This window comes from Corynebacterium mucifaciens (assembly GCF_012396315.1).
GTDB lineage: Bacteria > Actinomycetota > Actinomycetes > Mycobacteriales > Mycobacteriaceae > Corynebacterium > Corynebacterium mucifaciens.
Window position 1 is genome coordinate 87,289 of the sequence record NZ_JAAXPF010000005.1, and the last position, 14,844, is coordinate 102,132.

Genomic DNA, 14,844 nt, shown 5'->3' on the forward strand with positions numbered 1-14,844 from the left:
GCCGCTCCTACACAGCGGCAACCACCTGACGGAGCTCCTCGTGCAAGTGCGCCATTTGCGGGGAGTCCTCCAAACCCCACTGCGCGTTACGGCGCGCGGTGACCGCGCTGCGGTGGGCGAGCTCGTTGAGCTCGTGCCCGCTGTGCCCGCGGACCCAGCGAACCGAAACCTGCACGCCGCTGTGGCGCACTCGGTCGAGGCGGCGGAGGCACTTGACCTCTTCCGGCCCGCAGCCAGGGCGCTGGGTCTGCGCCCCGCGCAGCACGATATTCAGGTTGCGCGCAGCCTTCTGCGAATCCGTAAGCACCTCCACACTGGCTACATTGCCGCGCACCGTGGAAAGCGCGAGCTCGATCGCCGCAAACTCCCCCTCCAGCACTTTGGACGTTGCCACCTGGGAGGTTGTGATGCGGCCGGATGTGCTCACCGCCGCGATGCCCACAACATTGGAGCACTTCTGCTTCGAGGCATCGGTGGCGATGGTGAGGTGCGCCGCCTCCTCCGGCGCTTTCTGCTGCTCCGCCTTGCGGTAGAGGGTCTCCTGCATGAGCGCGAAGCTCGCGCGGCACGTCTCCCACGTGCTGGACAGGCGACCGGTCGCCGTCGAGGGGAACTCGATGCCGCGAAACTCCGGGTCCAGTTGCGCGACCTCACGCAGCTCCGCCGGCAGGCCGTAGATCTCGAGGCCGCCATCCTCGTGCGCCCACACTGTCTTCAACGTTCGAAGGAGGGCGCGGTGCACGTCCGCCTCATCACAGGCGGGCTCCGCAGCCATCACGATGGTGCGGCCGTTGACCGCTGCGGCGATGTCCACGCATGGTGTCTCACCGGTCAGTCGCGCAACGTAGTGGATGGCTGCGACTGGTTTACAGGAAGTACGGGCGAACATGGCGGGTGTCGGGCGGCTGGTCATGGGAGCTCCTTGCGGTCGGTTAGTCGGTACATTGAGCACGTTACGAAGCGTGCCGACACGGGCCTTGTCGTTTTCGAACACACATGCACCCTTTCCCGGAGCTCGAAACAACTACCCTGGCTGCTATGACTGCATTCGACGTAATTGTGGTGGGCGCAGGCCTGTCCGGCCTCACCGCGGCAAAGGTTCTGGCCGAGGTCGGCCGGAGTGTCCTGGTCGTGGAGAAAGAGGACACGGTGGGTGGCCGCGTGCGCACTGAGACGGTGGACGGCTACCTGATCGACCGCGGGTTCCAGCTGATCAACCCCGCCTACCCGGCGCTGCGCGCCGAGGTCGACTTGGAGGCGCTCGACCTCAAACCGTTCGGCCACGGCGTGCAAGTCTCCACGCAGCAGGGGCTGAAAACGCTGGCAAACCCCCTGCGCCATCCCCTCTTGCTCCCGCAGACGCTGGCGAGCGGGCTGGTAAACGCCGGCGACGTCGCCGGCGTTGCCCGATTTGTCGCCTCCACCCCTAGGAGCGGTGCGGCGCTCGGAGCTGAGCTCGATCGCCTCGGCGTGACGGGCGCAATCCGCACCAAGGTGCTCGCGCCATTCCTTCCCGGCGTCGTCGCCGACGACCCGGACGCGGTGGACGCCGCGATCGGCCAGTTCCTCCTCACCACGTTCGCGCTCGGGCGCCCGTCGGTGCCCTCCCGCGGCGCGCAGGCGCTGTCCAACCAGCTCGCGGCGGCGGCAAAGCGCGCGGGCGCTGAGATTCGCACCGGCACCGAGGCCACGGTCCGCGACGGAGCGGTGGACACGCCGGAGGGGACAATTACGGCCCGCGACATCGTCGTCGCCACAGCCCCGCAAGATAACGGCAAGACCACCCGCGGGCTGACCACCTGGTGGTTCCGCGCAGACGAGGCGCCGACCGAGAGCCCGTTCGTGCGCATCGACGCCACACGTTCCGGCCCCGTCGTCAACACCGCGGTGATGACCAACATCGCGCCGAGCTACTCGCCGGACGGCTCGGCGTTGATTCAGGCATCGGCGCTGCACAACCCGGCGGTCACGGACACCGACGTCACCGCCCACCTGTCTGCGCTGTGGGGCACGGACGCCACCAAGTGGGACCTTGTCGCCCGCACCGACGTCGAGCACTCGCTCCCGTCGCAGCGGCCAGGCGACCTCGGTGCCCACGACGCGGGCCGCGCCGGCGACTACACCGTGGGCGGCTCGCTCAACGGCGCAGTGCGCTCCGGGCGGGCGGCGGCGCAGGCGGTTCTCGGGTAGACCGAAACGTTGGCGGCGGAGCCGTCGATAAGCATTGCGGTACACACGGAATCTAGACTGAGGCGTTATGAGTTCATCCAAACCCGACATGACCACGACCGCAGGCCGCATCGAGGACCTGCGCAACCGCCTGGAAGAGGCGCAGGCCCCGGTCGGTCAGGACGCGATCGACGCAGTGCACGAGGCAGGGGGCGCGACCGCCCGCGAGCGGGTGCTGCAGCTTGTGGACGACGGCACGTTCGTGGAAACCGACGCGCTGGCCAAGCACCGGGTCGAGGCGTACAAGATGGACAAGTCGAAGCCGTCGACCGACGGCGTGGTTACGGGCTACGGACTTATCGACGGTCGGCGGGTATGCGTGTTCTCCCAGGACCCGACGATCTTCGACGGCCAGATCGGCGAGGTGTACGCCGACAAGATCCTCAAGATCTACGACCTGGCCACGAAGACCGGCGTACCGCTGATTGGCATCTACGACTCCACTGGCCCCCGGTGGAAAGAGGGCATTGTTACCGCGCACATGCAGGCGCAGATCCTGCGCGCCGCCACCCGCGCTTCCGGCCTGATCCCGCAGATCGCGGTTGTGGCCGGCGATGCCGCGGCACTCGCCGCAGTAACCGCCCCGCTGGCAGACATCACTGTCATGGCCGAGGGCGCGTCGCTGCATGTGACCTCACCGGACATTGTGAGCAAGGTGTCCGCAGCAGAGACCACCGCGGCAGAGCTGGGCGGCAGCGCGGTCCACGCGAACGAGACTGGGCTGGCCCAGCTGACTGCGGCCACCGACGCCGACGCGGTCGAGCTGGCGCGCGCCGTGGTGAGCTACCTGCCGCTAAACAACAAAGCCACCTCGCCTTTGGGCGCGGAGGCCGCTGCTGCTGACACCGACCTGGACACGTTCATCCCGGACGACGACAACCAGCCGTACGACGTCGCCGACATCATCGGCGCAGTCACCGACGGGGACTTCCTCGAGCTCTCGCCCGGTTTCGCGGCTTCGGTGGTCACGGGGTTCGCGCACGTGGGCGGGCGTGCTGTCGGTGTCGTGGCGACACAGCCGAGCGTGCTGGCCGGCTGCCTCACCCGCGGCGCCGCGCGGAAGGCCGCCCGCTTCATCCGCACCTGCGACGCGTTCAACTTGCCCATCGTGCAGTTCGTGGACTCGCCGGGGTTCGTGCCGTCCGTGGAGGAGGAGCGCTCCGGCGCCGCCGCCGGTGCCGCCGCGCTCGCCTACGCCTTCGCGGAAGCACAGGTGGGCACGATCACCGTGGTCACCCGCAAGGCGTTCGGCCCCGCCTACGCCCTGCTGGGCTCCAAGGGCCTGGGAGCGGACCTGGTGTTCGCGTGGCCGACGGCACAGATCGCGCTTGCCGACGCCACCACCGCCGCCGAAGCCATCGGCACCGACGAGGCCGCCTACGCCGAGGAGAACCTCAACCCGTACGTGGCCACCGAACGCGGCCTGGTGGACGCGGTCATCGAGCCGTCCGCCACCCGCGCCCGCGTGCTCGAGGGCCTGCGCCTTTTGGAGCGCAAGGTGGCCTACCCGGCGCAGAAGAAGCACGGCAACATCCCGCTGTAAGGAGGCTGACGTGGATATTCAGGTACTCAAGGGCAATCCCACCGAGGCGGAGCTCGCCGCGCTCTCCCAGGTGCTGGAACAGCTCCAGCGCGAGCGCAAACTCGCCGGCGTGCGGCCCGACGCCAACCTCTGGGGCGCTGCGCACCCGGCCACAGCGTTTAACCCGCACGCGTTCGACTCGGCGGCGTACTTCTGATGCGGCTCGTCCTGGCGTCGCAGTCGCCGTCGCGGCGCATGCTGCTCGAGCAAGGTGGTGTGGAGCCGGTGCTGCGGCCCGCCCACATCGACGAGGAGGCGTTGATCGCATCGCTTATCGACGCCCCTCCGGCCACCACCGTCGCCACCCTCGCCCGGGCCAAGGCCGAAACCGCTATCGCCGAATTTCCCGACGACGTGGTGGTGGGCTGCGACTCGATGCTGCTACTCGACGGCGCGCTGCTGGGCAAGCCCCACACCGTTGAGGAGACGGTGCGCCGCTGGAAGGCGCAGCGGGGCAAAGACGCGCAGCTGCTCACCGGCCACGCCGTGTGGTTCGGCGGCGAGTGGGTCGAGGACACCGTTGCCACCACCATCCGCTTCGGCGAGGTGTCGGACGCAGACATCGAGGCCTACGCCCGCTCCGGGCAGCCCCTCGAGTGCGCCGGCGCGTTCACGCTGGAGGCGCTGGGCAGCTGGTTCATCGACTCCATCGCAGGTGACCCCACCAGCGTCATCGGCCTGTCCATGCCGTTGCTGCGTCGCTGCCTCTACCGCTTCGGGCTGGACGCCTCCGATTTCTGGGCGTAGGGCACGTTCGGCCCCGGCGCGCGGGTAGCCTGGCGGCCATGGAAATCAACGACATGCTCGCGCCCAAACCCATCGAACTCCCGGCAGACCCGGCGGAGGGCAACGACCTCTTGGCGGATGACACCGCGCTCGCCCACCCCGACTCCCCCGCGGTGTGGGCCGCCCGCGCCGAGCGGGAACTTGACGGTGGCGACCTGCTCGTCGCCTACGCGTACGCCCGCACCGGCTACCACCGCTCTCTGGACCGGCTTCGCGCCAACGGCTGGAAGGGCTGGGGCCCGGTGCCGGCCTCCCACGAGCCGAACCGCGGCGTGCTCAAGGCCATCGCGATGCTGGCCCTGGCCTCGAAGGCGATCGGCGACCAGGCGGAGTACGACCGCTGCCGCCAAATGCTCTCCGACGCGGACCCGGCAAGCGTGGCCGAGCTGTTGGACTGACAGGCCGATGGCCCCTACAACCACATCGTCTAGCGGTGGCGAGACGACCGCTAGACGATCCCGCGCGGAGACACACATTTTCCCAGGTGGTATTGAACACGGTTACCAATACGACGCAGACCGTCTAGCGGGCCAACCTGGCTGCTAGACGGTCTGCCTGTTTCGCCCTATGCGCGCCTCGTGCGTTGAATGACTGCTGGACTAGCGGAGCTCGTCGATAAGCAGACGCCCGCTAGGCGTGCTTCTCCTCCACGCGCTTGATTGCCTCTTCGGCCACCTTCTCCTGGATGCCCATGTCCAGCTCGGAGGTGAAGCCGACGCAGGAGCAGTTGATTTCGCCGAGGACGTAGGTGTCTTCGCCGGTCTCGTCGTCGTCGGCGAGCATGAAGTCTGCGGTCCAGATCAGCGGAATGTCGTCGTCACCGAGCTTTTCGGCGATGACTGGGCGGGCCTCGGCGAACATCTTCAGAAGCTCCGGGCGCTCTTCCGGCTTTTGGTAGGTGTACTTCGCGCCGGAGAACAGCGTCGCGGAGAACGCGTCGCCGCCGTCGGCCGGCTTTTTGTGCACGATGAACACCGGGTCCGGCCCCACAAGCAGGATGCGGATTTCGCCTTCGACGATGCGCGGCATGAAGCGCATGTCAACGAGCATGCCGTTGTCGCCCTCGATGTACTGGTCGCAGAAATCCATGAACTCGCCGAGCTCGCGCTCATCGGTGTGGTTGTCCACCGCCTCGGTGCACTTGAGCTTGGTGTCCAGCGGCAGCGCGGTGCCCGGCTCGACGGACTCTGCCAAGGACTTGTCGGCCAGACGCACGCGCCAGATGCCGGAGCCGGTGGAGCCGCGGTTTTGCTTCAGCACCCGCTCGCCGTAGGACAGCGACGTGGGGAAGGTGTCGTGAAAGTCGTCGACGTCGTAGTACGCGGCGGTGTCGTCCGGCACCAGGTTGGTCCCGTTCAGCTTGACCAGGGCGTCTTTCGCGCCGTAGGCAATCATCTCCTCCGGGGTAGACATGCCCACCAGGCCAGCGTCGGACAGGCGGGTCAGCAAGTCGAAATAGCCCTTCTCACCGCCCGGGATGTTGCCCGGGTTCACGCGGGAGATGTACGCGTCGAAGTTTTCAGAGACGTAGGCGAACAGGTCGTCCGCCCATTCGGGGCGGAAGTAGACAACCTCGGAGTCCCAGCCTTTGTCCTTGATCGCGTTCACGATCGGCATGGTGTCTTTGCGGTGGCCGTCGAAAGACTTGTCGGAGCCGCCCTCGACCTCGAAGACAACAATTGCCTTGTGCACAGTAGGTCCCTTTCAGAATCGAAGCCCCGCATGTTGGGGCGTATCGCACCGGCGGGGCAAAGTTGATGGTCAGAACAAACTGGCCACGACCTGTGTGTTCTCGCCGACGACTGTAACCCGGGGGCGTGATTCCCACCGGGCGGGCGACGCGATAGTGCGCAAGGTCACATCTTTGCGTGTTTCGTCCGGATGCATCGAGTGCGCGGCAGCCGTATCTGTATCGTTAACGGTGGTTTGTTAACGGTGGTTTGTTACCCGCCGTCAGGTGGCGTGTTCGCGCGAGAAAGCTGCGCGGATGCGGGCGAAAAAGAAAGGTTGCCGGCATGGGCATCGAGCTCGACAACACCCCCCAGTTCCAGGAGTACGCGCACCCGGAGAAGTTTGTCACGGCCGCGTGGCTGTCTGCGCGTCTGGGCGTTCCGGGGCTGAAAGTTGTGGAGAGCGACGAGGACGCGTTCCTCTACGACATCGGCCACATCCCGGGCGCGGTGCGCATTGACTGGAAGCGGGATCTGAATGACCCGCTGGTGCGCGACTTCATCGACGGCGAAGCATTCGCCGCCCTCATGCGTTCGCGCGGCATCAGCCGCGACGACACGGTGGTGGTCTACGGCGACTCCTCCAACTGGTGGGCGGCCTACACCGCGTGGGTGTTTGAGCTGTTCGGCCACCCGGATGTCCGCCTGCTCGACGGCGGCCGCGACGCGTGGATGGGCGAGGAGCGCGACACCTCCTTCGTCGTGCCGGAGTACCCGGCCACCGATTACCCGGTGGTGGAGCGCCAGGACGCTCCCTTCCGCGCGTTTGCGGCGGACTTGCTGGAGCACAAGCCGGCCCAGCTTATCGACGCACGTCCCGCTTCCGCCTACCTGGGCGAGGACACGCACTCCGAATCCATCGCCGCCCCTTCCCTGCGGCAGGGGCACATCCCGGGGGCGGTGAACGTGCCGTGGGGCCGGTCCGTCTTCCCCAACGCCCGCTTCCGCCCGCTGGTCGACATCAGGGCCATTTACGAGCACTTCGACAAGGACGCGGAGACGGTGGTGTACTGCCAGCTCGGCGAGAGCTCATCGCACACGTGGTACGTGCTCAAGCACATTCTCGGGTTCACCAACGTGGCGCTCTACGACGGCTCGTGGGCGGAGTGGGGCAACATGGTCCGGATGCCCATTGCTAAGGGCCAAGCGAAGGGAGACTAGGCGCGCTAAGGCCGGGGAGCTGTAACATGGTGCGACGTTTGACCGACGTTTGTAACGGTTTCTTTCTCCGATTGAAGGACGGGATAGCTTCGTGCCTACCACTGCAGCGACCACTGACCTCACCCACAGCGTGACCAAAGTGCTGGTGGCTAACCGCGGCGAGATCGCCGTGCGTGTCATCCGCGCCTGCCTGGATGAGGGGCTGGCGTCTGTCGCCGTGTACGCCGAACCCGACGCGGACGCGCCGTTTGTCCAACTCGCCGACGAGGCCTTCGCGCTGGGCGGTGAGACCGCCGCCGAGAGCTACCTGGACATGGACAAGGTGATTGCGGCTGCGAAGAAATCCGGGGCGGACGCGGTCCACCCCGGCTACGGCTTCCTCTCCGAAAACGCGGAGTTTGCCCAGAAGGTCATCGACGCCGGTCTCACCTGGATCGGCCCCTCCCCCGCATCCATCGCCGCCCTCGGCGACAAGGTCACTGCCCGCCACATCGCGGAAACCGCGCAGGCCCCGATGGCACCGGGCACCAAGGACCCTGTCTCGGGCGCTGACGAGGTTATCGCCTTCGCCGACGAGCACGGCCTGCCCGTTGCCATCAAGGCGGCGTTCGGCGGCGGCGGCCGCGGTATGAAGGTGGCCTACACCCGCGAGGAGATCCCGGAGCTCTACGAATCCGCCACGCGCGAGGCCACAGCCGCGTTCGGTCGCGGCGAGTGCTTCGTGGAGCGCTACCTGGACAAGGCCCGCCACGTGGAGGCCCAGGTGCTGGCGGATCAGCACGGCAACGTCGTCGTCGTGGGCACCCGAGATTGCTCGTTACAGCGCCGCTTTCAAAAGCTCGTGGAGGAGGCGCCGGCACCGTTCCTTACTGACGAGCAGCGCGAGCGCATCCACGCCTCCGCGAAGGCCATCTGCCGCGAGGCCGGTTACTACGGCGCGGGCACGGTGGAATACCTCGTTGGCGCGGACGGCCTGATTTCCTTCCTGGAGGTCAATACCCGCCTGCAGGTCGAGCACCCCGTCACCGAAGAAACCACCGGCATTGACCTGGTACGGGAGCAGTTCCGCATCGCCCGCGGTGAGGCATTGCGTATCGACGGCGATCCCGTCCCCCGCGGCCACGCCATCGAGTTCCGCATCAACGGTGAAGACGCGGCCGCAAACTTCATGCCCACCCCCGGTACGGTGACCGCCTACGCGGAGCCGGCCGGCCCCGGCGTGCGCGTGGATTCGGGCGTGCGCGCAGGTTCTGTGGTCGGTGGCCAATTTGACTCCATGCTGGCCAAGCTCATCGTCACAGGCAGCACCCGCCAGGAAGCCATCGAGCGTGCCCGCCGCGCTCTCGGCGAGTACGTGGTGGCCGGCTTTCCCACCGTGATCCCGTTCCACCAGGCCGTGGTGAATAACCCTGCGTTCATTGGCGACGCGGACGGCTTCGACGTCTATACCCGGTGGATCGAGGAGGAATGGGACGGCGAACTGCCGGCAGCCCCCGCCGGTGCCGACGCCGACACCGGCACCGCATCGGAGGCGCCCGCGCGCCGCACGTTTACCGTGGAGGTGGACGGTCGCCGCATCGAGGTCGCCCTGCCGCAGGAGCTCGTCGCCGCAGGCCCGGCGAAGCGTAAGCCGAAGAAGCGCCAGGCTAGCAGGGCCTCCATCTCCGGCGACGCCGTCGCCTCCCCCATGCAGGCCACGGTAATCAAGGTCAACGTCGAAGAGGGTGCCGAGGTCGCGGAGGGCGACGTGTTGGTGGTTCTGGAAGCCATGAAGATGGAAAACCCGGTCAAGGCCCACAAGGCCGGCACCGTCACTGGGCTGGCCATCGAGGCTGGCGGGCAGGTGAACAAGGGCGTCGTGCTCATGGAGCTCAAATAGGCTTCCGCTCAACGCGGTAGGCGTCGGCAGGCGCATGCGTCGAAACGACTCGACGGGTTAACGTGGTGCGCATGGATTACACACCTGAGTTCCACTTGCGCGAAGCCACGGAGTCCGACCGCACCTACTTGCGGAGGCTGAACTACCTCACCGACGTCTTCGGCGACGAGGGCGCCGACGTGGGCGACAGCGAACGCGAAGGCGCCGAGACGTACGTGGGCCAATGGGACCCGGAACGCGAAAGCGGCATCGTGGCGTTCGACCAGTTCGACGTGCCTGCGGGCGGGGTGTGGTTGCGCTACTGGCAGTCGCCTGACGACGGCCACGCGAACCTCTCCCCCGACATCCCCGAAATCGCCATCGCGGTGGAGAACCGCTACGCCGGCCACAGGTTGGCGGTAAAACTACTGCAGGCAGCCGTGGACCTAGCAACGCGCCAGGGAGCACCAAAGGTGGCGCTGTGGGTGGACCCTGACAACGAACGGGCGCGCCACCGCTACGAGTCCTTTGGCTTCAGAGACGTGGCGGGCCACGACAATGTCATGGCCGTCGACGTGGAGGACTTCAGCGCGGATAACAACTAGTGGCGCGAATCGTCTAGTAGCCACCACAAGCTGCTATACGATCACGCCGTTATTGATAATTCGTTCCAACATCACCTGGGCAAACGCGCACCCGGTACCCGGACCGTATAGCAAACACCGCGCGGCCACTAGACGGTCCGCGCGGTGTTGCGTGAGAGCGGTTTAGGCGATGACCACCACGAGGTCGCCACCTTCCACCTTGGTGGGCTGGCTGAACGCGATGCGTTCGACCTTGCCGTCCTTGGTGGCGGAGATCGCGGCCTCCATCTTCATGGCCTCGATGGTCGCGACCGGGTCGCCGGCCTTGACTTCGTCGCCCTCCTTCACCGTCACGGTGACGGCGCCAGCGAACGGCGCTGCGACGTGGCCGGGGTTGGAAGAGTCGGCCTTCTCCACCTCGGCGACGGAAGACTCCGCGGACTCGTCGCGCACGGTGATCGGGCGGACCTGGCCGTTGACGGTGAGGATGACCTGGCGCATGCCCTTCTCGTCCGGCTCGCTCACGGCGTCGAGGCTGACCACGAGCGGCGGGCGGTTCTCGTCGATCTCGCCGTACCAGATCATCGTCTCCTCGCCCTCTTCGAGGCCGTAGAAGAACGCCTTGTCACCCAGCTGATCGGTGATGCCGTAGGTGCGCAGGTGCTCCTGGTACTCGGCGTACTGCTTCGGGAAGAGCAGCTGGTCCAGGGCCGCGCGGCGGGTGGCGTGGTCCTCGGACGCCAGGTCCCCGGCAAGCTCGTCCGGCACCTGGACGGTGTGGTCGACCTCGGAGCGGTTCGCCAGCGCCTTCTCGCGCAGCAGCGGCCAACCACCCGGAGGCGTACCAAGCTCGCCCTGCAGGAAGCCGATGACGGATTCGGGGATGTCGTACTTGCGCGGGTTCTCGGCGAACTCCTCCGGGCTGACACCCTGGCCCACCAACTGCAGCGCCAAGTCGCCGACGACCTTGGACGACGGGGTGACCTTGGTCGGGCGGCCCAGGATCTCGTTCACGCCGGCGTAGTAGTCCTCGATGAGCTCGAAGCGGTCCTCCAAGCCTAGAGCCTTTGCCTGGGTGCGCAGGTTAGACAGCTGGCCGCCTGGGATCTCGTGCTTGTACACGCGGCCAGTTGGGCCCGGGATGCCGGACTCGAACGGCGCGTACACCTGGCGCACGGCCTCCCAGTAGGGCTCCATGTCGAAGACGGACTGCAGGTCGATGCCGGTGTCGCGCTCGGTGTTGGCGAATGCCGCGACCAACGCGGACATGGACGGCTGAGAGGTGGTGCCAGCCAGCGGCGCGGAAGCGACGTCCACCACGTCGGCGCCGGCGTTCGCCGCGGCCAGGTAGGTGGCCAGCTGGCCGCCCGCAGTGTCGTGCGTGTGCACGTGCACCGGCAGGTCGAAGCGCTCGCGCAGCGCGCCAACCAGCTTGGCGGCGGCAGCCGGGCGCATGAGGCCAGCCATGTCCTTGATGGCCAGCACGTGGGCACCGGCCTCGACGATCTCCTCGGCGAGGTTGAGGTAGTAATCCAGCGTGTAGAGGTCTTCGTTCGGGTCGAGCAGGTTGCCGGAGTACGCCATGGCTACCTCGGCGACGGTGGTGTTGGTCTCCAGCACCGCGTCGATGGCCGGGCGCATCTGCGAGACGTCGTTCAGGGCGTCGAAGATGCGGAAGATGTCGATGCCGGAGGTGGCCGCCTCCTGCACGAACGCCTTGGTCACCGAGTCCGGGTACGGGGTGTAGCCAACGGTGTTGCGCCCGCGAAGCAGCATCTGGATGTTCACGTTCGGCATGACCTCGCGGATTTCGTCCAGGCGCATCCACGGGGACTCGTGCAAGAAGCGCATGCCCACGTCGAAAGTTGCGCCGCCCCACGCCTCCACGGAGGTCAGCTGCGGGGTCAGGTGGCCCACGTGCTTCGCCGCCGCCACGAGGGTGTTGGTGCGCACGCGGGTAGCCAGCAGGGACTGGTGCGCGTCGCGGAACGTGGTCTCGGTGACGCCGAGGGCGGTCTGGTTGCGCAGCTTCTCCGCCCACTTCTTCGGGCCGAGATCCAAAAGCTCGTCGCGGGAGCCGCGCGGCAGGTCGCCGTAGGTGTTCTCCGGCAGCTTTTTGGACGGTCGGATGTTGGTCGGGCGCGGGCCGTTGGGCTGGTTCACCGTCACGGACGCGAGGTAGTTAAGGATCTTGCCTGCGTCGTCGGCTGCCGCGGGCGCCTCCAGCAGGTGCGGGTGGTCGGCGATGAAGCCGGTGTTGATGCGCTCGTGGCGGAACTCCGGCTCGCTGAGCAGGGCGCGCAGGAACCCGATGTTGGTGGACAAGCCGTTGATGGTGAACTCGTTGAGGGCGCGCAGGGCGCGGTCCACTGCCACCTGGAAGTTGCGGCCGCGGCAGGTCATCTTCACCAGCAGCGAGTCGAAGTTCGGGGTGATCGTGGTGCCCACGGCGACGTTGCCGTCGAGACGCACGCCCGCTCCGCCCGGGGACTGGTAGCCGGTGACTACGCCGGAGTCGGGGCGGAAGCCGTTGGCCGGGTCCTCGGTGGTGATGCGGCATTGCAGCGCAGCGCCGTTGAGCTCGATGAGGTCCTGGGTGAGGTGGACATCTTCCAGCGAAGCGCCAGCTGCGATGTACATCTGGTTCTTCACGATGTCGATGCCGGTGACTTCCTCCGTCACCGTGTGCTCCACCTGCACGCGCGGGTTCATCTCGATGAAGACGTGGTTGCCGGCCTCGTCCACGAGGAATTCGACGGTGCCGGCGCCCTCGTAGTTGATTTCCTTGCAGAAGTTCACCGCGTCCTGGCAGATGCGCTCACGCTGCTCTTCGGTGATGTGCTGGGCCGGGGCGATCTCCACAACCTTCTGGTGGCGGCGCTGCACGGAGCAGTCGCGCTCGAAGAGGTGGACCACGTTGCCGTAAGAGTCGGCCATGATCTGCACCTCGATGTGCTGCGGGTTGATCACCGCGCGCTCGATGTAGACGTTCGGGTCGCCGAACGCGGCTTCCGCCTCGCGGGAGGCCTCCGCAGCAAGCCTCTCGACGTCCTCCGGCTTCTCAATGAAGCGCATGCCACGGCCGCCACCGCCAGCGACGGCCTTGACGAACACGGGGAACTCGAACTCCTTGGCGTACTCCGCCAGCTGCTTCGGGTCTGCGGACGGCTCAGAGTCCTTCAGCACCGGCAGGCCAGCCCGCTCCGCGGCGTGGACCGCGGCCGACTTATCGCCGGTGAGGTCGAGGGTCTCCGGCGATGGGCCGATGAACTTGATGCCGCTGTCGCGGCACGCGCGGGCGAGCTCGGCGCGCTCGGAGAGGAACCCGTAGCCGGGGTACACCGCATCCGCGCCGGTCTTCTTTGCCGCCCGGATGATTTCGTCGATGTCCAGGTAGGCCTTCACCGGCTGGCCCGGCTCGCCGATCTGGACTGCCTCGTCAGCGAACGGGCGGTGGAAGGAGTTGCGGTCTTCGCGGGGATAGACGGCAACCGTCTTCGCGCCGGTCTCAAACGCTGCTCGGAACGCACGAACGGCGATCTCGCCGCGGTTTGCCACCAGGATCTTGTTAAAGCCGGGTAGGTCGTGCAGAGGAAGATTGTCCGGGTTCATCGGGCTCCTTTCGCAAAGGGGTTTGCGGTCATAAGGTTACGGGCAGTTTAATACAGATCACATCTTTTCCGGGCCGCTTCGGGGGAAAGCGTGGGGGTACAAAACGCGGGCCACCGTTCACGGCGACCCGCGTTTTCGGGGGTTGGGGTGCGCTCTAGCGCTCCACGTGGCGTTCGTCCGGGCCGTTGTAGGCGGACAGCGGGCGGATGAGCGAGTTGTTCTCAAACTGCTCGATGATGTGCGCGGTCCAGCCCGTGATACGCGACATCACGAACAGCGGGGTGAAGAACTCGATATCGAAACCGAGAATGTAGTACGCGGGCCCCGAGGGGAAATCCAGGTTCGGGCGGATGTGGATGGAGGTGTTGTCGTACATGGTCTTCGCCATGATGTCGTACATCTCCACCCACTTCTGCGCGTCCTTTTCCGGGTGCTCCGCCGCGAGCTTCTTAAAGGCGGCTTCCATGGTGGGCACGCGGGAGTCGCCATTTTTGTACACGCGGTGGCCGAAGCCCATGACGAGCTCCTTGTTCTTCAGCTTGTCCAGGCACCACTGCTCCGCCTTCGCTGGGTCGCCGATCTCTTCCATGTGGTGCATGACAAACTCGTTGGCGCCGCCGTGCAGCGGGCCCTTGAGCGCGCCGATAGCGCCGGTGATGGCGGACCAGCCGTCGGACATGGTGGAGGCGATGGTGCGGGCGGTGAACGTCGAGGCGTTAAAGGAGTGCTCGGCATAGAGGATCATCGTCTTCTCAAACGCCTCGATGTCGCTCGGGATGTTGGCGGGGGAATTCTCCTCGTCGCCGAAAACCATCCAGAGGAAGTTCTCGGAAAAGCCCTTTTCCTTGCTCGGCGCGATGTAGTCCTTGCCCTGCCGGCGGCGGATATCCGTGGCCACGATCGTGGGCAGTTTGGCCAGGAGCTTGCGGCCGATGGACTGCAAGTGGGCTGAGTCCGTGGTGAACTTCTCCGGGTCCTCCGCACCCAGGTAGGACACTGCGGTGCGCAGCACGTCCATCGGGTGGCAGTCCTTCGGCATGAAGTTGATCACCTGGATCAGTTCTTCATCGATGTCGCGGTTTTCCATGCAGCCGCCGCGGAACTCCGCCAGCTGCTCGTCGTTCGGAAGCTCGCCGTTCCACAGCAGGTAGGCCACTTCCTCGAAAGTGCAGTGCTCTGCCAGTTCCTGGACCGGGTAGCCGCGGTAGAGCAGCGAGTTGGTCTCCGGATTCACCTTGGACACGGCGGTGTAGTCTGCGACGACGCCGTTGAGGCCCTTGCGGATGTCTTGCTCGGTCATGG

Annotated in this window: 12 protein-coding genes; 8 read left to right on the forward strand and 4 right to left on the reverse strand. The window is 66.5% G+C overall.

The genetic code is table 11. The annotated features are described in order from the left end of the window. Positions 1–7: 7 nt before the first annotated feature. Positions 8–913: an RNase H family protein gene (locus tag HF989_RS05875; protein ID WP_168684754.1), complete on the reverse strand. Its 906-nt coding sequence runs from the start codon at positions 911–913 to the stop codon at positions 8–10. 125 nt (positions 914–1,038) lie between these two features. Here HF989_RS05875 and HF989_RS05880 point away from each other — a divergent pair, with 125 nt between their 5' ends. The 5 genes from HF989_RS05880 (at position 1,039) to HF989_RS05900 (ending at position 4,995) form a co-directional block, all read left to right on the forward strand. Then, a complete protein-coding gene (locus HF989_RS05880) occupies positions 1,039–2,190 on the forward strand; it encodes an FAD-dependent oxidoreductase (RefSeq protein ID WP_168684756.1) in 1,152 nt (383 codons plus the stop codon). Between the two features lie 67 nt (positions 2,191–2,257). Further along, on the forward strand, positions 2,258–3,772 hold the full coding sequence (locus HF989_RS05885; RefSeq protein WP_168684757.1) for an acyl-CoA carboxylase subunit beta: 1,515 nt from the start codon (positions 2,258–2,260) through the stop codon (positions 3,770–3,772). A 10-nt stretch (positions 3,773–3,782) separates the two neighbouring features. Next, a complete protein-coding gene (locus HF989_RS05890) occupies positions 3,783–3,968 on the forward strand; it encodes an acyl-CoA carboxylase epsilon subunit (protein ID WP_168684759.1) in 186 nt (61 codons plus the stop codon). Next, a complete protein-coding gene (locus HF989_RS05895) occupies positions 3,968–4,558 on the forward strand; it encodes a Maf family protein (RefSeq protein ID WP_168684761.1) in 591 nt (196 codons plus the stop codon). Before HF989_RS05890 ends, HF989_RS05895 begins: the two co-directional genes overlap by 1 nt. Positions 4,559–4,596: 38 nt before the next feature. Further along, entirely contained in the window at positions 4,597–4,995 is a 399-nt protein-coding gene (locus HF989_RS05900; protein WP_168684763.1) for a DUF3151 domain-containing protein, read from the forward strand. A gap of 232 nt (positions 4,996–5,227) precedes the next feature. Here HF989_RS05900 and HF989_RS05905 read toward each other — a convergent pair whose 3' ends face one another. Next, on the reverse strand, positions 5,228–6,289 hold the full coding sequence (locus HF989_RS05905; protein ID WP_168684765.1) for a Cj0069 family protein: 1,062 nt from the start codon (positions 6,287–6,289) through the stop codon (positions 5,228–5,230). 323 nt (positions 6,290–6,612) lie between these two features. Between HF989_RS05905 and HF989_RS05910 the strand changes: the two genes are divergently transcribed. The 3 genes from HF989_RS05910 to HF989_RS05920 all read left to right on the forward strand — a co-directional run bounded on the left by HF989_RS05910 (position 6,613) and on the right by HF989_RS05920 (position 9,951). Beyond that, the gene (locus HF989_RS05910) at positions 6,613–7,488 is read left to right on the forward strand and encodes a sulfurtransferase (protein ID WP_168684767.1); all 876 of its coding nucleotides are present in this window, start codon (positions 6,613–6,615) and stop codon (positions 7,486–7,488) included. A gap of 91 nt (positions 7,489–7,579) precedes the next feature. Beyond that, a complete protein-coding gene (locus tag HF989_RS05915) occupies positions 7,580–9,367 on the forward strand; it encodes an ATP-binding protein (protein ID WP_343033559.1) in 1,788 nt (595 codons plus the stop codon). A gap of 71 nt (positions 9,368–9,438) precedes the next feature. Next, positions 9,439–9,951, forward strand: a complete 513-nt coding sequence (locus tag HF989_RS05920) for a GNAT family N-acetyltransferase (protein ID WP_168684769.1) — start codon at positions 9,439–9,441, stop codon at positions 9,949–9,951. A gap of 162 nt (positions 9,952–10,113) precedes the next feature. Here HF989_RS05920 and HF989_RS05925 read toward each other — a convergent pair whose 3' ends face one another. Then, positions 10,114–13,542 (reverse strand): pyruvate carboxylase, encoded by a 3,429-nt coding sequence (locus HF989_RS05925; RefSeq protein ID WP_168684771.1) that lies wholly within the window; start codon positions 13,540–13,542, stop codon positions 10,114–10,116. 154 nt (positions 13,543–13,696) lie between these two features. Continuing rightward, positions 13,697–14,842, reverse strand: a complete 1,146-nt coding sequence (locus HF989_RS05930) for a bifunctional 2-methylcitrate synthase/citrate synthase (protein WP_168684774.1) — start codon at positions 14,840–14,842, stop codon at positions 13,697–13,699. Between the last annotated feature and the right edge of the window lie 2 nt (positions 14,843–14,844).

Excerpts from the sequence above, each read along its gene's own strand:
- HF989_RS05875 (WP_168684754.1), bottom strand. The coding sequence starts at position 913 with ATGACCAGCCGCCCGACACCCGCCATGTTCGCCCGTACTTCCTGTAAA.
- HF989_RS05880 (WP_168684756.1), top strand. The coding sequence starts at position 1,039 with ATGACTGCATTCGACGTAATTGTGGTGGGCGCAGGCCTGTCCGGCCTC.
- HF989_RS05885 (WP_168684757.1), top strand. The coding sequence starts at position 2,258 with ATGAGTTCATCCAAACCCGACATGACCACGACCGCAGGCCGCATCGAG.
- HF989_RS05895 (WP_168684761.1), top strand. The coding sequence starts at position 3,968 with ATGCGGCTCGTCCTGGCGTCGCAGTCGCCGTCGCGGCGCATGCTGCTC.
- HF989_RS05900 (WP_168684763.1), top strand. The coding sequence starts at position 4,597 with ATGGAAATCAACGACATGCTCGCGCCCAAACCCATCGAACTCCCGGCA.
- HF989_RS05910 (WP_168684767.1), top strand. The coding sequence starts at position 6,613 with ATGGGCATCGAGCTCGACAACACCCCCCAGTTCCAGGAGTACGCGCAC.
- HF989_RS05920 (WP_168684769.1), top strand. The coding sequence starts at position 9,439 with ATGGATTACACACCTGAGTTCCACTTGCGCGAAGCCACGGAGTCCGAC.
- HF989_RS05925 (WP_168684771.1), bottom strand. The coding sequence starts at position 13,542 with ATGAACCCGGACAATCTTCCTCTGCACGACCTACCCGGCTTTAACAAG.
- HF989_RS05930 (WP_168684774.1), bottom strand. The coding sequence starts at position 14,842 with ATGACCGAGCAAGACATCCGCAAGGGCCTCAACGGCGTCGTCGCAGAC.